Origin of the sequence: Nocardia panacis (genome assembly GCF_003598715.1) — a bacterium.
In the GTDB taxonomy this organism is placed as follows: Bacteria; Actinomycetota; Actinomycetes; order Mycobacteriales; family Mycobacteriaceae; genus Nocardia; species Nocardia panacis.
On the sequence record NZ_QZFU01000016.1, the window covers coordinates 892,050 to 915,297 of the forward strand.

At 69.4% G+C, this 23,248-nt stretch carries 20 protein-coding genes; 9 read left to right on the forward strand and 11 right to left on the reverse strand.

What is annotated here, in order from left to right:
* The first annotated feature begins 381 nt into the window (after window positions 1-381).
* Together D5S18_RS12305 and D5S18_RS12310 are read left to right on the forward strand one after the other, a co-directional pair.
* On the forward strand, window positions 382-1,713 hold the full coding sequence (locus tag D5S18_RS12305) for an MFS transporter (protein ID WP_439651108.1): 1,332 nt from the start codon (window positions 382-384) through the stop codon (window positions 1,711-1,713).
* 99 nt (window positions 1,714-1,812) lie between these two features.
* Window positions 1,813-3,384 (forward strand): glycoside hydrolase family 183 protein, encoded by a 1,572-nt coding sequence (locus D5S18_RS12310; protein WP_120040031.1) that lies wholly within the window; start codon window positions 1,813-1,815, stop codon window positions 3,382-3,384.
* Window positions 3,385-3,391: 7 nt separating this feature from the next.
* Here D5S18_RS12310 and D5S18_RS12315 read toward each other — a convergent pair whose 3' ends face one another.
* The 9 genes from D5S18_RS12315 to D5S18_RS12350 form a co-directional block, all read right to left on the reverse strand.
* Window positions 3,392-4,249 (reverse strand): 5-oxoprolinase subunit C family protein, encoded by an 858-nt coding sequence (locus D5S18_RS12315; RefSeq protein ID WP_120040033.1) that lies wholly within the window; start codon window positions 4,247-4,249, stop codon window positions 3,392-3,394.
* A complete protein-coding gene (locus D5S18_RS12320) occupies window positions 4,246-4,896 on the reverse strand; it encodes a 5-oxoprolinase subunit B family protein (RefSeq protein WP_120040035.1) in 651 nt (216 codons plus the stop codon). The genes D5S18_RS12315 and D5S18_RS12320 overlap by 4 nt, the downstream gene beginning before the upstream one ends.
* Window positions 4,893-5,648, reverse strand: coding sequence for a LamB/YcsF family protein (locus tag D5S18_RS12325; RefSeq protein ID WP_120040037.1), 756 nt, complete (start codon window positions 5,646-5,648; stop codon window positions 4,893-4,895). Before D5S18_RS12325 ends, D5S18_RS12320 begins: the two co-directional genes overlap by 4 nt.
* A gap of 257 nt (window positions 5,649-5,905) precedes the next feature.
* Window positions 5,906-6,943 (reverse strand): sulfate/molybdate ABC transporter ATP-binding protein, encoded by a 1,038-nt coding sequence (locus tag D5S18_RS12330; protein WP_239003696.1) that lies wholly within the window; start codon window positions 6,941-6,943, stop codon window positions 5,906-5,908.
* Between the two features lie 110 nt (window positions 6,944-7,053).
* Entirely contained in the window at window positions 7,054-7,188 is a 135-nt protein-coding gene (locus D5S18_RS36105) for a hypothetical protein (protein ID WP_282434843.1), read from the reverse strand.
* A 146-nt stretch (window positions 7,189-7,334) separates the two neighbouring features.
* On the reverse strand, window positions 7,335-8,207 hold the full coding sequence (locus D5S18_RS12335; RefSeq protein WP_120040680.1) for an ABC transporter permease: 873 nt from the start codon (window positions 8,205-8,207) through the stop codon (window positions 7,335-7,337).
* Window positions 8,192-8,914 carry a molybdate ABC transporter substrate-binding protein gene (gene modA / locus D5S18_RS12340; protein WP_239003698.1) on the reverse strand — a complete coding sequence of 241 codons (723 nt, stop codon included), beginning with the start codon at window positions 8,912-8,914 and terminating at the stop codon, window positions 8,192-8,194. The genes D5S18_RS12335 and modA overlap by 16 nt, the downstream gene beginning before the upstream one ends.
* Window positions 8,915-8,934: 20 nt before the next feature.
* Window positions 8,935-9,339 carry a TOBE domain-containing protein gene (locus D5S18_RS12345; RefSeq protein ID WP_120040040.1) on the reverse strand — a complete coding sequence of 135 codons (405 nt, stop codon included), beginning with the start codon at window positions 9,337-9,339 and terminating at the stop codon, window positions 8,935-8,937.
* Between the two features lie 94 nt (window positions 9,340-9,433).
* On the reverse strand, window positions 9,434-9,994 hold the full coding sequence (locus tag D5S18_RS12350) for a TetR/AcrR family transcriptional regulator (protein ID WP_120040042.1): 561 nt from the start codon (window positions 9,992-9,994) through the stop codon (window positions 9,434-9,436).
* Window positions 9,995-10,071: 77 nt separating this feature from the next.
* On the opposite strand from D5S18_RS12350, the gene D5S18_RS12355 reads away from it, so the two are divergent.
* Window positions 10,072-10,986, forward strand: a complete 915-nt coding sequence (locus tag D5S18_RS12355; protein WP_120040044.1) for a zinc-binding dehydrogenase — start codon at window positions 10,072-10,074, stop codon at window positions 10,984-10,986.
* 15 nt (window positions 10,987-11,001) lie between these two features.
* Here the strand turns inward: D5S18_RS12355 and D5S18_RS12360 are convergent, their stop codons facing one another.
* On the reverse strand, window positions 11,002-12,480 hold the full coding sequence (locus D5S18_RS12360; RefSeq protein ID WP_120040046.1) for a CCA tRNA nucleotidyltransferase: 1,479 nt from the start codon (window positions 12,478-12,480) through the stop codon (window positions 11,002-11,004).
* A gap of 87 nt (window positions 12,481-12,567) precedes the next feature.
* On the opposite strand from D5S18_RS12360, the gene D5S18_RS12365 reads away from it, so the two are divergent.
* Both D5S18_RS12365 and D5S18_RS12370 read left to right on the forward strand, forming a co-directional pair.
* Window positions 12,568-13,104, forward strand: coding sequence for an NUDIX hydrolase (locus tag D5S18_RS12365; protein WP_120040048.1), 537 nt, complete (start codon window positions 12,568-12,570; stop codon window positions 13,102-13,104).
* A complete protein-coding gene (locus tag D5S18_RS12370; protein WP_239003699.1) occupies window positions 13,101-15,755 on the forward strand; it encodes a DUF6049 family protein in 2,655 nt (884 codons plus the stop codon). The genes D5S18_RS12365 and D5S18_RS12370 overlap by 4 nt, the downstream gene beginning before the upstream one ends.
* 25 nt (window positions 15,756-15,780) lie before the next feature.
* Here D5S18_RS12370 and D5S18_RS35305 read toward each other — a convergent pair whose 3' ends face one another.
* Window positions 15,781-16,257, reverse strand: coding sequence for a hypothetical protein (locus D5S18_RS35305; protein WP_203236689.1), 477 nt, complete (start codon window positions 16,255-16,257; stop codon window positions 15,781-15,783).
* Between the two features lie 145 nt (window positions 16,258-16,402).
* Between D5S18_RS35305 and D5S18_RS12380 the strand changes: the two genes are divergently transcribed.
* From D5S18_RS12380 to trxB, 4 genes are all read left to right on the forward strand, one after another.
* Window positions 16,403-20,218 carry a murein biosynthesis integral membrane protein MurJ gene (locus tag D5S18_RS12380; RefSeq protein WP_120040051.1) on the forward strand — a complete coding sequence of 1,272 codons (3,816 nt, stop codon included), beginning with the start codon at window positions 16,403-16,405 and terminating at the stop codon, window positions 20,216-20,218.
* A gap of 457 nt (window positions 20,219-20,675) precedes the next feature.
* A complete protein-coding gene (gene sigM / locus D5S18_RS12385; protein WP_120040684.1) occupies window positions 20,676-21,236 on the forward strand; it encodes an RNA polymerase sigma factor SigM in 561 nt (186 codons plus the stop codon).
* 118 nt (window positions 21,237-21,354) lie between these two features.
* Window positions 21,355-22,155 (forward strand): RsmA family anti-sigma factor, encoded by an 801-nt coding sequence (locus D5S18_RS34845; protein WP_158607859.1) that lies wholly within the window; start codon window positions 21,355-21,357, stop codon window positions 22,153-22,155.
* A gap of 83 nt (window positions 22,156-22,238) precedes the next feature.
* A complete protein-coding gene (trxB, locus tag D5S18_RS12395) occupies window positions 22,239-23,225 on the forward strand; it encodes a thioredoxin-disulfide reductase (protein ID WP_120040055.1) in 987 nt (328 codons plus the stop codon).
* The last annotated feature ends 23 nt before the right edge of the window (window positions 23,226-23,248 follow it).

Genomic DNA, 23,248 nt, shown 5'->3' on the forward strand with positions numbered 1-23,248 from the left:
CCGGTTAATCGAATCGGGGACGTCGCGGACCTCCTACCGGCGCCCATCCAGCCGCGACGCCGATGCCGGATCGGACACCGCGGCCGAGCGACGCGGCCGAAGGAGGTAGCGGAGCGTGACCACGCAGGCCGCCGGGAGGCCGCAAAATCGGACACCGCGGCCGAGCGACGCGGCCGAAGGAGGTAGCGGAGCGTGACCACGCAGGCCGCCGGGAGGCCGCAAAATCGGAAACAGATGGGGCGCAGGAGGTTCCGGAGGCGCCGCGCCCGATCCGAGCGTCCACTCGGCGAACGATGCCGCGAATCGCCTCGGGCCGAGCCGAGGATTTGCCGGATCTCACCGACGCCGATGCGCCGCGCGCGGGCACGGTAGCCTCACGGCGTGCCCCTTGGTCGCCCCGACAGTTCCACGCCCGCAGCGGAGCGGCCGATCTCGCTGCGCACCGCCCTGCGCGCACCCGGCGTGGCGCGACTGGCGCTGGTGCGCTTCACCGGTCAATTCGGCGACGGCATGTTCCAGGCCGCGCTGTCGGGGGCGATCCTGTTCAATCCCGAGCGACAGACCGATCCGCTGGCCATCGCCGCCGGATTCGCCGTGCTGCTGCTGCCCTACTCGCTCATCGGCCCCTACGCGGGTGCGCTGCTGGACCGCTGGGATCGGCGCATGGTCCTGCTGGTGGCCAATGTGTTGCGGACGGTGCTCATCGCACTGGTGGCGGTCGGCCTGCTGGCCGGAGTCGGCGCGACACCGCTGCTACTGCTCGCGCTGACCGCCGTCGGCATCAACCGGTTCGTGCTGGCCGGAGTCTCGGCCGCACTGCCCCGCGTGCTCGACGAACACTGGCTGGTGGCCATGAACTCGGTGCTGGCCACCGTCTCCTCCGGTTGCGCGGGCGCGGGCGCTGCGGCCTCGGTGGCGATCATCGGCGGTATCGGCGCGGGGGATTTCGCCTCCGCCGTCGCGGTGGGCGCCAGCGCCGCCGGATCGATCCTCAGCGCGGTCCTGGCCGTCGGATTCGGACCCCGCCTGCTCGGACCCGAACCCGGCCACGCGCGCTCCGGCGCGGTGCGCGCCATCGCGACCGGATTGCGCACCGGCGCGCGAGCGGTGTGGGAATCCGGCGAGGTGACCACCGCGATGATCGGCATCGGCGCGCACCGGGTCGTCTTCGGGATCAACACCCTGATCATGGTCCTGGTGCTGCGGCAGACGCCCACCGACGGCACCGGACTCAGCAGCGGACTGCTCGGCTTCGGAGTGGCCATCGGATGCACGGCCGCGGGCATGCTGGTCGCCGCCGTCGTCGCACCGCTGCTCATTCCGCGCCTCGGCAGGCCGCGCACGGTGCTCACCGGCCTGGCGCTGGCCACCCTGGTACAGCTCACGCTGGTCACCGCCTCGGCCGTCGCGAGTTCCCAAGCGCACCAGCTGCTGCTCGCCGGGGCGTTCCTGCTCGGCCTGGCAGGCCAGATCATCAAACTCACCGGCGACGCCACCCTCCAGATCGATATCGACGACGACCGCCGCGGCCAGGTCTTCGCCCTGCAGGACACCGTCTTCAATATCGCGTTCGTACTGGCCGTCGCGGTGACGGCGCTGCTGATCCCGGCGAGTGGACGCTCACTGCCGGTGGTCTGGGTGGGGGCCGTAATCTATTGCGCCGGAATGGCGGCCGTCGTCCTCAATACCCGCCGACACGCGGCGCGGCGGTAGCGGCGAATCCCAGTGCCGGTCGGTCGCTTTCGCGGCGGCGCCGGTGGAGTTCGCGCACCTCCCGCGCGGGCGGGTCCGGATCGGGTATCTTCACCCCTCATGGGAAGCCGTTGCGCGCCCGCATGGTTCGGTGTGCTGCTCGCGGGGTTCACCGCCCTGCCCGCGCCCAGCGCGTCGGCCGAGCCGCATCCGTGGCAGCCGCCGCCGGTGAATGCCTGCGGCGAAACCGGTTTCGACCCGCTCGCCCGCGAACCCGATCCGAATCTGCCGCCGCAACCGCCGGTTCAGGTACCGCCCCGCATCGATATCCCCATCCCGGTGCCCGAATTCACGCCGGTCCCGGTGCCCGACCCGCCGCAGGACAACACCCGCATCGTGCCGGAGCCGCTGCCCGAGGACCCGTGCCGCAATCCGTGCCCTGATATCCGGGATACGCCCGTACCCGATCCGCCCGCCGATCCCGCGTCGACCGCGCCCGAGGACGGGTCGGGATCCTCGGGTTCCGACTCATCCGGGTCCGGCTCATCCGGTTTCGGCAACCTGTTCCGTTTCCCGCAGATCGAGATCCGCCCGGAGATCGAACCCATCCCGTATCCGGTGCCCGGCGGGCCGGGGGATCCCCCGCAACCCGCGCCGCCGCCGCTGCTGCATCGTCCCCAACCGGGTCCGGCCGCGCCGCCGACCGCACTGCCGCAGGTGGAATCGGTCGACCTCGTCGGTCAGGTGACCGGGCACGGATCTATCAACCGGACCGATATGCGCTGGCAGGTCGACGGCACCGACCTCGGGCTGATGTGGGAGAGCGAACCGGGGAAGGTCGCGGTCATGTTCGGCGACACCTTCGGCGACGGCTGGCAGGCGGGCACCGTCGGCGGACCCGACTGGCGCAGCAATGTGCTCGGCTACAGCAGCAACCGCGACCTGTCCGCGGGTCTGGTGCTCGACACCATGGTGCAGGACAGTCGCTGCCACGCCACCGAACTGCTCGGCAGCCGCAAGATCAAGAACTGGGAGACCACCACCATCCCCACCTCCGGATTCGCGCTGGGGAATCGGCAGTACCTGAGCTATATGTCGGTCAATCACTGGAGTCGGATTCCCGGCCTGTGGTCCACCAACTTCGGCGGCATCGCCTACTCCGAAGACGGTGGCGACACCTGGATCAAGGATCAGCACGCGCACTGGGACAACCTGTTCGGACTCGGCCGCTTCCAGGTCGCGGCCATGGTGCCCAAAGGCGACTACGTCTACATGTTCGGCACCCCCAACGGGCGCATCGGGATGATCGGTTTGGCGCGCGTCCCCAAGGACGAGGTGCTCAACAAATCCGCCTACCAATACTGGGTCAACGGCTCGTGGGCGCCAATCGTGGAGACTTTGGCGACACCGCTGGTCCCCGGAATCGCGAGCGAGCTGTCCATCCGCTACGACGCGGCCGCCGACCTGTGGCAGATGACCTACCTGGACACCGCGCGCGGCGCGATCGTGCTGCGCACCGCCGCCGCCCCCCAGGGTCTGTGGTCCGATGAGGTGTCGCTGGCCGATACCGGCGACTACCCCAAGGCGTACGGCGGCTTCCTGCATCCGTGGTCGACCGCGACGGACCTGTACTTCACCATGTCGGCCTGGGATACCTACAACGTGTATCTCATGCACGCCAAGTTGCGCTGATCGAAGCTCACCCGACAGCGCGGAAACGGAGCACCTGCCCCGGCCTGGCCTGCGCCACCGCGTCGATATCGGCATCGATGACCACTGCGGGCACCGGATATCCGCCCGAGATCGGGTGATCGGCCAGGAAGATCACCGGCTGTCCGCTGGGCGGAACCTGGATCGCACCGAGTGCCACACCCTCCGTGGGCAATTCGCCCTCGCGCGCGCGGCGCAGCGGGGGGCCGGCGCGGCGGTCGAGACGTGCGCCGATACGGTCGGTATCGGGGGAGATGGTCCACTCGCCGACGAAGAGGGCGGCGGGATCGGCGAACCAGTCCTCGCGCGGGCCGAGACGCGCGGACACCACGAGCGGAGCCGCCGAAGGCATTGGCAGCGGCGCGAATTCGACGATCGGATAGGTGGGGGGCAAGACGCCGACCGGGAGTTCGTCACCCGCACGCAGCGGCTCGGGACCCAAACCGGACAGCGTGTCGCGGCTGCGCGAACCCAGCACCGGCGCCACATCGATCCCGCCGCGCACGGCCAGATAGCTGCGCAACCCCGTGGCGCAGTAGCCGAGCCGAAGCCGCTGTCCGGCCGCGAGTTCCAGCACACTGGCATGGCCGACGGGAACTCCGTCCACCATGGCAGGGGCGGGCGCGCCGGTGACCGCGATCGTCTGATGTCCGCGCGCCCGCAGAACCAACCCGCCGAGCAACACCTCGATGACCGCCCGGTCCTCCGGATTGCCGACCAGCCGGTTGGCCAACCGGAAGGCCCCGCGATCGGCCGCGCCCGAGGGACCGACACCGGAGCCGAACCAACCGGGCCTACCCAGATCCTGAATGGTGGCGAGCGGTCCGACCGCCTCGATGATGATCATGGGTCGACCTGCTCGAACCGCACCGGCGTCCCGGCCCGAATCAGCGCGGGCGGATCCCGATCCACCTTCCACATCTTCACTTCCGTCGTACCGATCAACTGCCACCCACCCGGCGAACCGCACGGATAGACGGCACTGAAACCCCCTGCGAGAGCGACCGACCCGGCCGGAATCGCCGTGCGCGACTGCGCTCGCCTCGGGACGGTCAATCGGCCGTCCGGCGACTCGAGATAGCCGAATCCCGGCGCGAAGCCGACGAACGCACAGCGCCACACCGTCCCCGTATGCGCCGCGATCACCTCGGCTCGCGACATCCCCAGATGTTCGGCGACCTCCGCCAGATCCACCCCGTCATATCGCACCGGAACCACCACCGGATCCGCAAACCCCTTGCCCGCCAATGTTCCACGGGAAACATCGCGCGAATTCACTGTGGCCGCAACCACATCCATTCGCCGTAGCAACTCTCGTCGCACCACATCTACGTCACGTGTCGAAACGATCGTCACCAGAATGGTTTCGAGCGCGGGCAGGAAATCCTCGATCCCGGAGATCGGACTGTCCCGCAAATCCGCCGCCAACACGGCCACGGCAACCCGACTTCCCGGAACCACCAGCAGCGCCCGATCACCCGCGGGCCGAATCATGCGAACGATTCGATCGGAACGCCCGCCTCGGTGAGGGTTTCCCGGATACGGCGGGCCATCTCGACCGCGGCGGGGGTGTCGCCGTGCACGCAGAGGCTGGTGGCGGCGACGGGCACCGAACCGGAACCGTCCGCGATGCGGACAGTTCCGGAGACGGCAATGGAAACCGCCTGGGCCACCGCCTCTTTGGCGTGCAGGACCGCTCCCTCGGTGCCGCGTGGGACCAGTGTGCCCTCGCAGGTGTAGGCGCGATCGGCGAAACCCTCTCCGACGAACGGAATTCCAGTCGCGGCCGCGGCCGACGCCAGCGCGGTGCCCGCCGGGCCGAGCAGGGCCAAGCCGCCACCGAAGTCGATCATCGCACCGACCACGGCATCGGCGAGGGCGCGATCACTCGCGGCGGCGTGATACAGCGCGCCATGGGGTTTCACATAGCGCACCCGATCACCCGCCGCCCGCGCGAAGCCCTCCAGGCTGCCGAGTTGATAAAGCACCTCGTCACGAGCCTCGGCGGGGGAGAGGGCGATCGCCCGACGACCGAAGCCCGCCAGATCCCGATAGCCGACATGCGCGCCGATCCGCACCCCCTTCGCCACCGCCAGCGCACAGGTGCGGCGCATGATCGACGGATCGCCCGCGTGGCAGCCGCAGGCGATATTCGCGCTGGTCACAATGTCGAGCATGGCGGCATCGTCCCCCATCGACCACGCGCCGAATCCCTCGCCGAGATCGCTGTTCAAATCCAACGGCATCCTGGCTCCTCCTCGGGCTGTGTGAAGTGAGCGAATCATGTCACGACGCGGCTCTTATCCGACAAGGTCGAACACCGCACTGTTGTGCGTAATCGAACACCGCACTGTTGTGCGCAACCGAACACCGCGCGGCCGTATCAACAGTGCGAGACGCTGTCCATATCTCGAAGTTTTGTCGGATGCGCGGCGCGTGGCAAGGCGCTGCCGCGACGGCGAGCCTGCCGAACGAAAGGCGGGAGTTTCGAGGGTGTCGGTATTCAGCAAGGGTAGACGTGCACCTCGGTGGCCTTGACCGCGAAGTGGACCGGTAAACCGGGGGTGAGATCCAGTTCGGCCACGGCGGCGGGGGTGAGGTCGGCGGCCAGGCCGGGGGAGCCGTCCGGGCGATCCGCGCCGCGCACCCGAATGATGCCGCCACGATCGGCGAGTTCGGCGATACGCACCCGAAAGGTGTTGCGCGGACTGCCTTCCGGCGGTTCGAGATGCACCGCGACGGCGGTCGGCGCGAATACGGCCGCCACCCGGTCGCCCGCCCCCCACTGCCCGTCCACCCGACCGTGCACCTCCACACCATCAACCAGAACGGACCCGGCACTCGCGGTCGCGGCGACGCCCACCAGCAGATTCACCCCCGCCACCCTGGCCGCGAATCCGCTGCGCGGTCGCGCCAGCACGGTGCTCACCGGACCCGATTCGACCACCCGTCCGGCCTCGATGACGACCAGTCGGTCCGCCAGGGTCAACGCGTCGATGATGTCGTGGGTCACCAGCACCGCTCCGCAAGTGGCCTCGGTGCCGCGCAGCACCCGCCGCAGCAGCGCACGCATGGCGGGTGCGACCGCCACATCCAGCGCCGCCATCGGCTCATCCAGCAGAATCAGGTCCGGTCGCACCGCCAATGCCCTGGCCAACGCGACCCGCTGCGCCTGTCCACCCGACAGCTGCGCCGGCCTGCGCCCGGCCAACTCCACCGCGTCCACGGCCGCCAACCACTCCCGAGCCACCACCCGCGCCCCCGCCGCCCGCATCCCACCGCTGCGCGGCCCGAACGCCACATTCTGCGCCACCGTCAGATGCGGAAACAGCAGCGAATCCTGTGCCAGCAGCGAGATTCCGCGCCGGTGCGGCGGCACCGCGACGGCTCCCGCGACATCCGTCAACATCCGCCCCCCGAGCCGCACATATCCCGCATCCGGCCGCAACAACCCGGCGATCACATTGAGCAGCGTCGATTTCCCGGCCCCATTCGGCCCCAACACCGCCAACACTTCCCCTGCCGCCGCCGTGAGTTCCACGTCGAACCCTCGATCATCCAGCCGCGCAGCAACTTCCAATCCGTGCCCCCGATCAATCGGCCCACTCGCCCCGGATCGACGCCGCAGCCACGCATCCCGATCGATACGCATCACCGCACCACCGCGAGTTTCACGTCGAACCCTCGATCATCCAGCCGCGCGGCAACTTCCAACCCGTGCTGCTTGTCAATCGGCGCACGCACCCCGGACCGACGCGGCATCCGCACGCCCCAACCGATTCGCATCACCGCACCTCCGCGAGTTTCACGAGAACCCCCGATCATCCAGCGCGGCAACCTCCAACCCACATCCCGATCAATCGGCGCATTTGCCCATGCCCCGGTTCGCCGCAACATCCGAGCGTCCCGATCGATTCGCACTACCGTCGCCATCACGGGGCCGCTCCCGGCTCGGATCGAGTACTACCGCGCAACCATTCGCGCAGCGTCGGCCGTGTACTGCGCAACCCGGTGCCCGGCACGGGACCGGTCCTGCGGTAGGCGATCAGCACGATGAGCGCCGCCGCGAGGACGAGCAGCAGCGAAAGTGTCACCGCCGCATCGGGATCGGCTTCGCGCTGCAGGTAGATCTCGAGGGGGAGGGTTCGGGTTCGGCCCTGGAGGCTGCCCGCGAAGGTGAGGGTCGCGCCGAATTCGCCGAGGGCGCGGGCGAAGGACAGAACCGCGCCGGACAGCAGCGCGGGACGCAGCAGGGGAAGGGTGACGCGGCGCAGGACCGTGGTCGGGCGCGCACCGAGGGTCGCGGCGAGCTGTTCGTAGCGGCTGCCCGCCGTGCGCATCGCCCCTTCCAGGGTCAGCACCAGAAACGGTAGGGCGACGAAGGTTTGGGCGAGGATGACGGCGGTGGTGCTGAAGGCGAGGTGAATTCCGGCCGCCTCCAACCGTTTTCCGAGCAGCCCGTGCCGCCCGAAGGTGTACAGCAGTGCGATGCCGCCGACCACCGGCGGCAGCACCAGCGGCAGCAGCACCAGCGCCCGCAGCAGCGGTAGCCACCGGGCCCGCGAGCGGGCCAATACGGCGGCCATCGGCACACCGAGCAGGACGCACAGCGCAGTGCTCGCGGTGGCGGTGCGCAGGCTCAACCACAGCGCCTCCCGCGAGGCGGCGGTGGTAACGGCGGTGTGGAAGCGCGACCAGTCGACGCTTTCGGTCAATGCCACCAAGGGCACCACCACCAGCGCGAAACCGACCGCCGCCGGAAGCAGCAGCCAGCGCGGCAGCCCGGAACTCACGGCGCGCCGAATCCGGCCCCCTGCAAGGCCGCCCGCCCCTTCGGTCCGGTGACCAGATCCTCGAAGGCGTGGGCCGAGGCACCGTGCGGCGTATCCCGCAGCACCGCGATGGGGTAGGTGTTCACGGCCGCCGCGGCTTCCGGGAACGCCACGGTGCTCACCTTCGCGCCCGCCGAGGTCGCGTCGGTGACATAGACCAGTCCGGCGTCGGCCTGACCGGTGGTGACCTTGGTCAGCACATCGGTCACCGCCGCCTCCTCGCTGACCGGTTTCAGGGCGATCCCGGCCGCGTCGGTGATCTTCTTGGTGGCCCGCCCGCACGGCACCGGCGCGGCGCACACCACCAGTTGCAACCCCGGCTGGGTCAGATCCCCCAGCCCCGCGAGATGTTTCGGATTGCCGGGCGCGGTGACGATGGTCAGCACGTTGTTGGCGAAGTTCCGTGTCGCCTCGGTGATGCGGCCACCCTTGACAGCGGTCTCCATGGTGACCGGATCGGCGGCGGCGAATACGTCCGCGGGTGCGCCCTGATTGATCTGGGCGGCCAGATCGGAGGAGCCCGCGAAGGAGAACTGCACGTTGACGCCCGGATGATCGGCCTCGAACTGCCTGCCCAGGTCGGTGAAGACCCCCTTCAGCGAGGCCGCCGCGAACACCGTCACCGTCTCGCTCGACGACTTGTCGGCAGCACCGCAACCAGCCAGCGCGACCGCGCCCACCGCCAGGACCGCAGCGAACCTTAGACCCCGTCGCCCGCGGTCTCCACCACCACCGTGGTCGCCTTGACGCTGGCCGTGGCCACGCTGCCCGGCTCGAGTCCGAGTTCGCGCACCGCGTCGGCACTCATCAAGGAAACCACTGTGAACGGTCCGCATTGCATCTCCACCTGAGCCATCACGGCATCGGTCACCACGCGGGTGACCAGGCCGGGAAACCGATTTCGTGCCGAACTGGCACTGCCGAGGCGAGTCCGCGGCGTGCGCGCCTGCTCGACCGCCAGCGCCGCCAGTTCGCGCCCGTCGATGACCAGTCGCCCCGCACCGTCCTTGGACGCGGTGAGGGTGCCCGCATCGATCCAGCGCCGCACGGTGTCATCGCTGACGCCGAGCAATTCGGCCGCGTCACGGATCCGCAGGTTCGCCACCGACTGAGCTTATGTCCGCAAACACGGAACAACCAAGCAAGTTCCGCCGCGAATGCGGATATTCACCGCCCCAACTCGCTGATCCGACCACCTGTCACCGCGCGACGGTGACGAGGATCATCGCGGCGGCGCGGGCATCGCGGGCCGCGGATCCGGTGTGGTCGACGAGTCCGCGCGCTTTGACGCCGTTGTAGAGCAGCAGCAGTTGCCGCCCCGTGTCGAGCGGGTCCGTGGCGCCCGCCTGCGCGGCCAGCTTCTCGAACACCTCGAGCATGCGGTCGTCGTGGGTGGTGAGGGCGCGGTGAGCGGGGTGGTCGGCGGAGAGGAACGACGCGGCGCTGTTGATCAGGATGCAGCCGTGATACGCCTGGTCGGGCAGGTTCGTGCCGAGGAGGTCGAACGGCGCCGACACGCGCTCGAGTGGGTCGTCGCGCCGCTCGAGTTCGGCGTCCAGTTCGGTGAACCATTCCTCGCTCGCCGTGCTCAGCACCGTGTCGATCAGCGCGTCCTTGGATTCGAAGTGCGCGTACACGGTGGGTTTGGCCACGTTGGCCCGTGCGGTCACGGCGTCGACCGATACGCCGAAGCCCTCGGCGTAGAACAGTTCGCGGGCGGCGGTCAGCAGTCGATCGCGGGCGGAGGGGCGCGGCACCATGTCTTGATTCTAACTGGTTAGTTCAGTCTGCTAACCTCGGCGCTGATCTAACTGGTTAGTTCAATCGGAGGTGCAGGATGCGCGCTTTGGTCTACGACCCCGCCGCTGAGTTCGGCGTGCGTTTCGATGAGGTCGACGAACCACGACCGGAAAGTTCGCAGGCGGTGATCGATGTCCAAGCCGCTGCCGTGAACTTCGGGGAGCTGGCATTCACCGCCAGGCAACTGCGACCGGGGCAGGTATTCGGCAAGGATGCGGCAGGTGTGGTGGCGCGTGCCGCGGCCGATGGATCCGGACCGGCGGTCGGGACACGGGTGACCTCATTCGCCGGGACGGGTGGCTGGGCCGAGCGCCGGGCCGTCGACACCGCCGATCTCGCCGTGATCCCCGACGCGGTCGATCCGGCGGCGGCCGCCGCCGTCCCGGCCGCCGGTGTCACCGCGCTGCAGGCGGTGCGCCGACTCGGGCCACTGCTGGGCCGTCGCGTGTTGATCACCGGAGCGTCCGGAGGTGTCGGCCGGTACGCCGTCCAACTGGCGGCACGCGCGGGCGCCCACGTCATCGCCTCGGTCGGACGACCCGAACGGGGCGCGGGTCTGCGCGAACTCGGGGCCGCCGAAGTCGTATCCGGGTCGACCGTTCCGGACGAGCCGGTCTTCGGGGTGCTCGACAACGTCGGGGGCGCGGTGCTGACCGAGGCGTTCGCGACGCTGGAAGACGGCGGTCTGGCGCTGTCGATCGGAAAGGCCGCGCGCGAGGACACGGTCATCGATTTCGAGCAAATGCGGATGCGCGGCGGAATCCGTCGGTTGGAGCCCTTCACGGTCTCGGGCCCGTTCGGCCGCGACACCGGCTATCTGATCGAGCTGCTGAGCACCGGTTCCCTCGATCCACAGCTCGGCTGGCAAGGATCGTGGCAGCGTGTTCACGACGCGGTCGACCTGCTGTTCAGTCGCCAGGTTCAGGGCAAAGCCGTACTGACGATCGACTGAGCGATCGCGCCGATCTCAAGCCTGCTGGGCGCGCCACCATTCCCGCAGCGCGTCCTCGGCCTCCTCGTGCGTCATCGGCCCGCGATCGAGGCGCAACTCCTTGAGATAGCGCCACGCCTTGCCGACCTCCGGTCCCGGCGGCAGCCCGAGCAGCTCCATGATCGCGTTGCCGTCCAGATCGGGGCGCACCCGATCCAGATCCTCCTGCTCCTGCAACCGGGCGATGCGCACCTCGAGATCGTCGTAGGTGGCGCGCAGGGCGGCAGCGCGACGCTTGTTGCGGGTGGTGCAGTCGGCGCGCACCAGTTTGTGCAGTCGGGGAAGCAACTCGCCCCCGTCGGTGACGTAGCGGCGCACCGCCGAATCGGTCCACTGCCCCTTGCCGTACCCGTGGAAACGCAGATGCAGGAAGACCAGCCGCGCCACGTCCTCGGTGAACTGCTTGGGATACTTCAGCGCCCGAAACCGCTTGCGCACCATCTTCGCGCCGACCACCTCGTGGTGGTGGAAGCTGACCCCGCCGCCCGCCTCGTTGCGCTTGGTATCGGGCTTGCCGATATCGTGCAGCAGCGCGGCCCAGCGCAGCACCAGGTCCGGATCGCCCTCCTCCTGGTCGATGGCCTGCTCCAGCACCGTCAGCGAATGCCAGTACACATCCTTGTGCTGGTGGTGCTCGTCGATCTCCAACTTCATCGCGGGCACCTCGGGCAGCACCAGCTGGGCCAGTCCGGTCTCGCACATGATGTTGATGCCGTCGATGGGATGCGCGCCCCCGATGAGCTTGTCCAATTCCGTGCGCACCCGTTCAGCGGTGATGCGCTCGATCTCGCCCGCCATCTCGGTGATCGCCGCACGCACCCGCGGCGCCAACTCGAAGCCGAGCTGGGAAACGAAGCGGGCCGCGCGCAACATGCGCAGCGGATCGTCGTTGAACGAATCCTGCGGCGCCGCAGGCGTATCCAGCACACCCTCGAGCAGCGCGTCCAGACCGCCGAGCGGGTCGACGAAGGTCAACGCGCCGTCCGCGCCGATCCGCACCGCCATCGCGTTCACGGTGAAATCGCGGCGGACCAGATCGCCCTCCAGCGTGTCGCCGAAGGTGACCTTCGGATTGCGCGAGACCCGGTCGTAGCTGTCGGCGCGGAAAGTGGTGATCTCCACTTGCTGATCGCCCTTGGCCGCGCTCACCGTCCCGAACGCCAGACCGCCGGTATCCCACAGATGATCGGCCCAGCCGCGCAGTATCTCCTGCACCGCCTCGGGCCGGGCGTCGGTGGTGAAATCGAGGTCGGTGCCCAAACGTCCGAGCACCGCGTCGCGCACACTGCCGCCGACGAGGTACAGCGCGTGCCCGCGCGCGGCGAACAGCTCCCCCAACGGCGTCAGCACGTCCGAAACGTGCCCGAGCGTCGACTGCGCCCCGGCCAGCAGACGGGTACGGCGATCGAGCGCTGCGTCTTCGGTCTTCGGGGAAACCGACTTGGGCGAAACCACGGACAAGCAGCTTAGCCGGGACCCCTCGCCCCGGCCGAGGGCCGGTAGATGCGCGGGTCCGGCAGGCCAACCCAGTAGGATTGCTTGGTGTCTCCGGCCGATCGTGCGAACAGTAGACGCCGCCAGCCCCGGCGCCGCGGTTCGGCCGCCAGCGCGGCGAAACCGCGCATGCGCACCGTCCGCGAAACGTCGGCGGGCGGCCTGGTCGTCGAGGGCCTGGACGGTCCCCCCGAAAAGCGCAGCGCGGCACTCATCGGCCGCACCGATCGACGCGGCAGGCTGCTGTGGTCACTGCCCAAGGGGCATATCGAAGAGGGCGAGACGGCCGAGCAGACCGCGATCCGCGAGGTGGCCGAGGAGACCGGCATCAAGGGTGTGGTGGTCGCCGAACTCGGCAGCATCGACTACTGGTTCGTCACCGAGGGCCGTCGGGTACACAAAACCGTGCATCATTATCTGCTGCGCTCGGTCGGCGGCGAACTGTCCGACGCGGACGTGGAGGTCACCCAGGTCGCGTGGGTTCCCCTGAGCGAACTGGGTTCTCGGCTCGCCTACGCCGACGAGCGCAGGTTGGCCGAAATGGCGAATCGACTGATCGACCGGATGGAGACCGGCAAGCGATGACGCGTGGACCGCGCACACCTGTTCGGCTCATCGTGGCGGTTCTGGCCATGATCTGCGCCGTCGTGCTGCCCGCCGCGACGAATATCGGGCAGGCGCGCGCGGAAACGCTGTTCGCCGACCAGAATTCCGCCAACGCGCCCACCGCGCCGAAATTCCTGAAACTGTCGCTGGATTCGGTGACACCGACCGCCGTGACCGCCAATAGCGATCCGCTGCTGACGGTTTCGGGCACCGTCACCAATATCGGGGACCGCGTCGTCGACGATGTGAGCATCCGCATCCAGCGCGGCGCGGCCATCGCCAACCCGAGCAGCCTGCGCGCCACCCTGCGCTACGACCAGGTCAACTACGAGGTGGTCGGCCCGTTCGAGGATATCGCCCAGCGCATGCAGCCGGGTCAGCGCAAACAGTTCACCCTCAGCATCGCGCTGCGCCAAAGCGGGCGCGGCTCATCGCTGGATATCACCAAACCCGGTGTGTATCCGCTGCTGTTGAATGTCAACGGCGAACCGGCCTACGGCACCCAGGCCCGACTCGACGACGCCCGATTTCTACTGCCCGTGCTGGGACTGCCCGCCAATCCCGGCGGGTCCGATACCGCGCCGGTGCCGCCGCCCGAAGGCGCGGCCGTCGCCACCACCCTCATCTGGCCGCTGGCCGATCGGCCGCGCATGGTCGCGGGCCAACCCGGCACGGTCGATCGGCGGGTGGAACTGGTCGACGACGAACTGGCCGCCTCCTTCGGCAAGGGCGGGCGACTGGATCAACTGGTCGGTGCGCTGGAGTCGGTGGTCGGCACTGCGGGCGGACGGGAGAAATCGACCGTCGCGAGTTCGGTCTGCGTGGCCGTCGACCCGGATCTGCTGCTCACCGCCCAGGCCATGACCAAGGGCTACCGGGTGCTGGCCAGCCCCTCCGACCCCGGCGGCGCGACCAGGCAGGGCACCGGCGCGGACCAGGCCCAGACCTGGCTGGACCGGATGCGCGCGCTGGCGGCCTCGATGTGCACGGTGGCGCTGCCGTTCGGCCAGGTCGATCTGGCCGCGCTGGCCGCCGCGAACGATCCGGACCTGTCGGCCAGGGCGCTCAACGCGCCCGCCGATATCGTCGACGCCGTCCTGGCCACCCATTCGGTGCGGGGCGTGAGCCTGCCCGATTCCGGCAGCATCGACTCAGGTGCGGGTCTGCTGCTGCGCGGCCACGGATTCACCACGGCGGTACTGGCCGATAGCGCGGTCGCCCCGCTCGGCGCCGGATCCGCCACGCAGGCCGTGAGCCAATCCCTCCCGGAATCGACCGCCCCCGAACTGGTTCGACTGCCCGATACCGGCGGCCCGGTGCCGCCGCAGCCCGAACCGACGACCACCCCCGGCGCGGCGCCGCCCGCGCCCGCCGACTCGGCGCTACACGTGGCCACCTTCGATATCTGGTCGGCCACCGCGCTCGCCGCCATCGGCTCCAATCCGCCCACCCCGTCGTTCACCCCGTCGAAGGTTCGCTACGACGTCGCCATAGATTCGCGGGCCGCGCGTCTGCAGGACGCGCTCGGCGCCATCTCGTGGCCCGCCCTCGAACCCCAGGCAAACCGGCCGCGCTCGCTGCTGCTCATGCCGCCGCAGCAGTGGGGAGCCAACCGGGACGAGGCGATCACCCTGCTGCGCCACCTCGACCTGCTCGCCCGCAACGGTCTGTCCGCGCCGCGCCCCTTCGCCGAGCTCGTGGCAGGCCCGCCCGACGCGCAACCCTACGAACTGGACTACCTCCCGCAGGCCCAGCAGGACGCGACCCCGGACCGATTCGTGCTGCCCGTGCGCGATCAGGCGACCCGACTCACCGCATTGCAGCGGGCGATGGTCGAGGTGCCCGAGGTCGAACCGACCCCGCGCAATTTCCTCACCCCGCTGCGCGACGACCTGATCCGCACCATGACACTGTCCGATCGCCGCGCGAACGACAGCGCCCAACCCGACACCTTCGCCCAGCGTCGACTCGACCAGACCACCGATACTGTCGACACGCTCTACCGCGGCGTGACGGTGCTTCCACCCGGCGGTGTCTACACCCTCGCCTCCGAACAGAGCCCCTTGCTGCTGGTCGCGCGCAACACCCTGCCGGTGACCATCCGCATCCGCTTCCAGATCGCGGCGCCGCCCGAGACGAAGATCACCGATATCCGCGAACAGCAGTTGCCGCCCAACGGCACCCGCTCGTTCCAGATCCCCACGGTCGTCACCGACAGCCGCAACCTGGTCATTCCCATCTCCCTTACCACGCCCGACGGCGTGGCCCTCGGCACCGCCACCTCGGTATCGGTACGTTCGAACGCCTATGGTCAAGCGTTGGCCATAATTACAGGATGTGCCGGACTAGTTCTGCTGCTGCTGGTGGGCCGCCGCCTGTGGCGACGGTTCCGCAAGCAACCCGATCCGGCCGACGAGGGGTTGGACACCGACACCCGACGCCGGGTCAATAGGTATCGGCGTGCGCGCAAGCGAGTGCTGCGACAGCAGGAGCAGACCGAGCAGCAGGGGCATATCCGACAGCAGAGCCACAGCCGACGGCAAGGCCACGAACCAATGGGCGCACCCGTGATCGAGACGGTGCCGCCCACCGACCGGGCGCGGGAGTCCCGCAAGACACAGGAGGCGTGATGAGCGACGAGGAATACCCCGCTCATCACGCTCGACCGGGCGACCGGCCCGAACCCCCACCGGCCCGCCGCGCGCCCGCCGCCCCGTGGGAGCGGGGCGGCGCACCCCAACCCGACGACCCGCGTCGCCCGCAGCCCCGCCGCCTGCCGCCCCCTTCCGGTCCGCTGCCGCCCGCCTCCGGCGCCATGCCGCAGGTTCCGCCCCGACCGGTTCCGCCACCATCCGGACCCATGCCGCCCGTGGCACGACCCGGATCAATGCCGCCTTCCGGGCCGATGCCGCCGGTCGCCCGGCCCGGATCAGTGCCGCCTTCGGGGCCGATGCCGCCGGTCGCCAGGCCCGGCCCGCCCGCCTCGGGGCCGATTCCGCCGGTCGCCAGGCAGCAATCACCCGCTTCGGAACCGATGCCGCAGATCACCCGGCGCATGCCGCCCCCGCATCCGGCCTCCGGACCGATGTCGCCGGTGCCGCCGCCGTCCGGACCCATGCGTTCGGTACCCAATCAGCCACCATCGGGTGGCTTTGCGCGTCAGCCCGCGCCGCCGCGTCCGCAGCATCCGGGCCAGGGCCAGTACCCGGCGCAGCCGTATCAGCAGCATCCCGGTCCGCCCGGATATCCGAGCCGACCCGGTCCACCACCGAACCGGATGCCGCCACCGCAGTACGACACGCCACGGCCGCATTACGACACGCCACCGCCCCGGCACTCCAGGCCCGTGGTCGAACGCGCCGAATCACCCGCCGATCGCACGGCCACCGGCGAACTCCCGCGCACCGAGGCGCCGGTTCGGGCCAAGGCGCCCGCCAAGCCCTCCAACTCTCGCCTGGTGCGGGACTCCGGCTCGATCGCCATCGCCACCCTGACCAGCCGCATCACCGGCTTCATCAAGTCGCTGCTGCTGCTCACGGTGCTCGGCCCCGCCGTGGCCAGCGCGTTCACCTCGGCCAACCTGATCCCGAACATGATCACCGAACTGGTGCTGGGCGCGGTGCTCACCGCCATGGTGGTGCCCACCCTGGTGCGCGCCGAGGCCGAGGACGACGACGGTGGCGTCGCCTTCGTGCGCAGGCTGGTGACGATCGCCTTCACGGTCCTCGCCGTGGCCAGCGTCCTGGCCACGGCCGCCGCACCGATCCTGGCGGGCAAGGTCTTCCTGTCCTCCGACGGCCGGGTCAACACCCAACTCACCACCGCGCTGACCTTCCTGCTGCTGCCCGCCATCCTGTTCTACGGCATGTCGGCGCTGCTCATGGCCATCCTCAACACCAAACAGGTGTTCCGGCCCGGCGCGTGGGCGCCGGTGTTGAACAACATGGTGGTTCTGCTCGTCCTGGCCGTCTACGCGCTCACACCGGGCGAGATCACCCTCGACCCGGTCCGGATGAGCGATCCGAAACTGCTGGTCCTCGGGGTGGGCGTCACCCTCGGCGTCCTCACCCAGGCGGCGAGTCTGCTGCCCGCGATCCGACGCAACCGGATCGATCTGCGCCCGCTGTGGGGTATCGACAACCGGCTCAAACAATTCGGGAAGATGGGCGTCGCCATCATCCTGTACGTGCTGATCAGCCAGGTCGGTCTGGTCGTGGCCAACCACATCTCCTCGGCCGCCGACGAGGCCGGTCCGGCGATCTACGCCAATGCCTGGGCGCTGCTCCAGGTGCCCTACGGCGTCCTCGGTGTCACCCTGCTCACCGCGATCATGCCGCGACTGAGCCGCAATGCCGCCGCCAACGACACCCCCGCGGTGGTCGACGACCTTTCCGTCGCCACCCGACTGACCATGATCGCCATGGTCCCGATCGTCGTCTTCATGACGGTGGCCGGACCTCAGGTCGGCGAGGCGCTGTTCGGCTACGGGCGCTTCAGCGAGAATGCCGCGCGCCTCGGTCACGCGGTGAGCTGGTCGGCCTTCGCGCTCATCCCGTACGCGCTGGTGCTCATCCACCTGCGCGTCTTCTACGCCCGCGGGCAGGCGTGGACGCCGACCTGGATCGTCCTCGGCATCACCGCCGTGCGGCTGGTGCTCTCGGCGCTGGCCCCCGTCATCGCGAGCGATTCCAGCCAGGTCGTGCTGCTGCTCGGCTTCGCGACCGGCATCGGATACGGCGCGGGCGCGCTGATCGGCGGCTGGCTGCTGCACCGCAGCCTCGGCGATCTGCGGATGGCCAATGTCGGCCGGACCGTCACCAGGGTGCTGCTGGCCTCGCTGGCGGGCGCGGCCGTGATGTTCATCTTCGACCGGGTGGTCGGACTGGACCGGCTGCACGGCGGACCCGGTGCGCTGCTGCGGATCTCGGTCTCGGCCGTCATCATGTTCGCGGTCGCCTTCGGCCTCATGCGCCTGGCCGGGATCCCGGAGGTCGTCGCCATCACGGTGGCCATCTCGCGGCGGCTCGGCTTCACCCCGCCCGCACCCGATCTGGATCTCGAGGGTCCGGTCGAGGACGAGTACGCCACCCAGGTGCTGCGGCGTCCCGACATCTACGGCTATCCGGCATTCGACCCGGTCATGGACACCCAAACCATGGTGTTGCCCGTGATCCGACCCGATGCGGTTGACAACACCAGGGTGGGGCAGTTCCCGTACCCTGTTCGGCATAGAAGCACAAGTGGCGATTTCGCCGGAACTTCGATACCTCAGGGCGAAGGAGGAACGAGGGTGAGCGACGACGCGGTGAGCGGCGCACCGGCCGCCGATTCCGCTGCGGGCGGGCTGTCCACCGACGTCCCGCCCGGCACCGGAGCGGCAGGCAAGTCGTCCAAGTCCGCTATCGAACCCGATACCGGTCCGCCCGATCCCGTGGATCAGGAGCCGGAGCACGAACCGGACCCGGTCTACGACACCGGTATGCATCCGGTCGGCACGCCGCAACTACCGCCGATGGCGGCTGTGCCGCAATCGGCGGGGGAGGGGTCCGCGCAGCGGCGCACTCCCCGCGGCCCCAAGCTCATGCCGGGCGCGTCGGTGGCGGGCGGCCGCTACCGACTGCTCGCCGATCACGGCGGGGCGCGCGGCCTGCGGTTCTGGCAGGCGCTGGATATCAAACTGGACCGCGAGGTCGCGCTCACCTTCGTCGACGCCGACCAGAAGGCGGGCGACAACGCGGGTCACGACGGCCCGCAGGCCATCCTGTCGCGCACGCTGCGCCTGGGCCGGATCAATTCGCCGGGTCTGGCCCGCGTCCTGGATGTGGTGCGCGGCAGTTCCGGCGGCGTCGTGGTGGCCGAGTGGACGCCGGGCCGCTCGCTGCGCGAGATGGCCGAGACGGTGCCCTCACCCATCGGCGCGGCCCGCGCCATCCGCGCGCTGGCCTCGGCCGCCGAATTGGCCCATCGCGGCGGTGGTTCGCTGTCCATCGATCATCCGGATCGGGTCCGGATCAGCGCCACCGGTGACGCGGTCCTCGCCTTCCCCGGCACCCTCGCCGATTCCGACGCGCAGTCGGATGTGCGCGGCCTCGGCGCGATGCTCTACGCGCTGATCACCGCCCGCTGGCCGATACGCACCGGCGGGATGGCGGGCACCGCCGCCACCATCGGTGGCCTGCGCCTGGCCGATTTCGGCCCCGACGGCACCCCCGTCGAACCGCGTCAGATCCGGCCCGAGGTGCCGTTCGAGATCTCGGCGGTCGCGGTGCGTTCGTTGGAGTCCAACAAGGGCGTGCGCACCGCGGCCACCGTGCAGCACGTGCTGGAGCAGGCCTCGGTCGTCGATCAGAAGACCGATTTCATTCCGGTGCTGCGGCTCGGTCAGCGGCAGGCCCATCCGGACGAGTCGCTCGCCGATCCGGAGTTGCTGGCCGCCGAGCGGGAACGCTCCCAGCGCATGATGTGGATCATGGTCGGGCTCGGTGTGCTGGCCGCGCTGGTGGTCGGCGTGATCATCTGGTGGATGGTCAGCGTCTTCGCGCCGGGTTCGGCCGACGCGCCGCTCAACGAGCAGCGCAATATCGGCCTCACCAGCGCCGCCGTCGCACCCGCGCCCGCCCCCGGCGGCGCACCCGCCCCCGGTCCGGCGACGGGTGTTCCGGTGCCCGTCAGCTCGGTGTCGGTGTTCTCGCCCGAGGGCACGCCCGACGGTCCGGGCATGGTGGGCGCGGTGGTGGACCACGATCCGGCCACCATGTGGCGCACCGATCAGTATTTCCAGCAGTTCCCGGCCCTGAAGAAGGGTGTGGGGATCATGGCGACGCTGCCGAGTCCGGCCAAGCTGACCAATGTGGCGATCACCTCGCCCAGTGTCGGCACCACGATCGAAATCCGTACCTCGCCAACGGCTTCCCCGACGCTGGACCAGACGCAACTGATCGGTTCGGCCCGGCTGGGCGACGGGGTCACCGATATCGCGGTGCGCGCCGATCAGGCGGCCCGGTTCGTGCTCGTGTGGATCACCGGCCTCGGGAACTCCGGTGGTCAGTTCCAGTCGGCCATTGCGGAGATCCGTTTCGACGCGGCTCCCTGAGGTCAAAGGCTCCGAGCGCAGGCCACTGCCTGCCGAGTTCGACGCGGCCCCAACCATTTTGCCGCAGTGTCTGATTTCGCGGCCTACGTGGTCACACTCCGCTCCCTGCTCCGACCGCGACTTTGCCCGCTCCGTTCGCCGGTGTCGCCACCCGGCCCGGTTCGTCGGTGTCGACCCCCGCGGACCCGAAATCCCTTCTGGTTCTTCCGGTCCCATCCGTGCCGTCAATGTTGCTGCGGCATCGACACGGACGATATGATTTGCCTCGCGCTCTCGAGCAAGGGGAGCTTCCCCGGATCTGTCCACTCGGTCCAGGATGCTGCGAAGAATTGGTGGTGATCACGCACGCCCGTCGCCGCCGCGAGCGCTATTCGAGGGGTTGATCTTGTCGTCGGAACGGAACGAGAATTTCCGCGGGGCAGCGGTGCGCGCGACCGCGCACCGCGAGCGCTCGTTCATGCTCGACGAGCTCACCGATATCGAGTTGCTGCGCGCGCATGTCGACGGGCGTCGCCACGCCTTCGCCGAATTGCTGCGCCGCCACAACGATCACCTCTGGCAGACCGCGCTGCGCACCTCCTATACCCGCGACGACGCCGCCGACAGCCTGCAGGACGCGCTGCTGTCGGCCCATCGCACGGCGGGTTCGTTCCGGGCCGAGGCCGAGGTGCGCAGTTGGTTGCACGCGATCGTGGTCAATGCCTGCCTGGACCGGATCCGACGCAACAAGACCAGGTACGCGGTCTCCCTCGATCCGGAGACCATGCCCGAACCCAGCGACGACAGAGACGATTTCGCGGAATTGGAGATGTCGCTGGTGGTGGATCGAGCGCTGTTCACCCTGCCGCCCGATCAGCGGACCGCGCTGGTCGCCATCGATCTGGAGGGGTATAGCGTATCGGAGGCGGCCGCGATGCTCGGGGTTCCCGAAGGCACCATCAAGAGCCGCTGCGCCCGCGCCCGTCAGCGGCTGCAAGAACGTTTGGATTTTCTGCGCGATCCGGGGAACCGGAGGTAGTCGAGATGCGTCATTAATAGTGACGAACCAGTGGGCGATGCGTATCACTGGACGATGAACACAGCCTCGATACCCGGGGCTGGTTCGCCGCGATATCAGCTGAGAAGACGGAGGTGCGATGGCGACCCGGTCCGTGCCGCAGCCCCCGTTCTCCGCTGAGCTCCTGGCCGATCTGCACGCCGACAATCTCGCACCGCAGTTGCGGGCCGACCTGCTGCCCGAGGTCGAGCGCGATCCGGAGGCGCTGCGCATCCTGCGCTCCCTCGACGATGTCACCGCCGAATTGCGGGCGCTGGGCCGCGAGGAGCGCGTCATCCATCCGATGCCCGCCGATGTGCAGGCCCGCCTGGCCCATTTTCTCGACTCGATGGCGGCCGAGGAGCCCACCGATCGGGTGGCCACCGTGCATCGGTTGCCGGGCGCCACCGTCCTCCCGGTCGAATCCCCTTCCGCCGAAGGCCATTCCGTACCCCCTCCGGCCCCGATCGACCTGACCGAGCGCCGCGGCCGCCGATTGCGTTGGCTCGCCGCCACCGCCGCGGGGGTCGCGGTCCTGGCCTGCGCCGCGCTCGCCATCTCGGTCTCCCGCTCCCGTCCCGACAGCCCCCCGATCGCCCAGCAGCCCACCACCCAGTCCGGCGCGGCGTCCACCGAACTCACGCCCGCCGCCGCGCTCACCGCCCTCGGCCGCCACGATGTCACCGGCCCGCTGGGCAGTCCCGCCGCCCTCACTCGCTGTGTCCGCGCGGCAGGCTACGAACGCACGGTCCTCGGCTCCACCAATTGGACCTACCGGGGTGGTGACGCGGTTCTCATTCTGCTCACCGGCCCCAATACCCCGAAGATCACCGCACTCGTCGTCGGAATCGGTTGCACCACCGGCGATCCGCAGACCAGGTACAGCACCGATATCGGCTGAGGCAGGGCCTATGCCGGGGAACAACAGCGTTTACCCTGTTGTTGATCGACACGTCCCCAAGTTCTCGCATTCGGAAGGGTCCCATGAGCACGCCAGTTCGCGACCTGATCATTGTCGGCTCCGGCCCCGCGGGCTATACCGCCGCCATCTACGCCGCGCGCGCGGAACTCGAGCCGCTGGTCTTCGAAGGCACCCAGTTCGGCGGTGCGCTGATGACCACCACCGAGGTCGAGAACTTTCCCGGTTTCCGCACCGGCATCATGGGTCCCGATCTCATGGAGGAGATGCGCGAACAGGCCAAGCATTTCGGCGCGGAGATCCGCTCCGAGGATGTGGACGCCATCGACCTGAGCGGCCCGATCAAGTCCGTCACCGTGGGCGGCGAGACGCACCGCGCCTACGCGATCATCCTGGCCATGGGGTCGGCGGCCCGCTACCTGGGCATTCCGGGTGAGCAGCGGCTGCTCGGCCACGGTGTGAGCGCCTGCGCCACCTGCGACGGTTTCTTCTTCCGCGGTCAGGACATCGTGGTGGTCGGCGGCGGCGACTCCGCCATGGAGGAGGCGACCTTCCTCACCAAATTCGCCGCGACGGTGACGATCGTGCACCGCCGCGAGGAGTTCCGCGCCTCCCGCATCATGCTCGAGCGCGCCAAGGCCAACGAGAAGATCCGCTTCGTCCTCAACAGCGAGGTCGTCGAGGTCAAGGGTGCGTCGAGCGTCTCCGCCCTCACCCTGCGCGACACCCGCACGGGCGAGGTCTCGGAACTGCCCGCCACCGGCATGTTCGTCGCCATCGGCCACGATCCGCGCAGCGAACTCGTGCGCGATCAGGTCGCCTTGGACGACGAGGGCTACGTCACTGTCGAACACCCCGGCACCGCGACGGGTGTCGCCGGCGTCTTCGCCGCGGGCGACCTGGTGGATCACACCTACCGGCAGGCGATCACCGCGGCGGGCACCGGCTGCCGCGCGGCCATCGACGCCGAGCGCTGGCTGCGCGAGCAGGGCGATATCACCGACAACACCCTGGACCACGCGGGCCAACCGGTCGCCGTGCCCGCCAACTGATTTCGCCCCGCACAGGAGTAGAA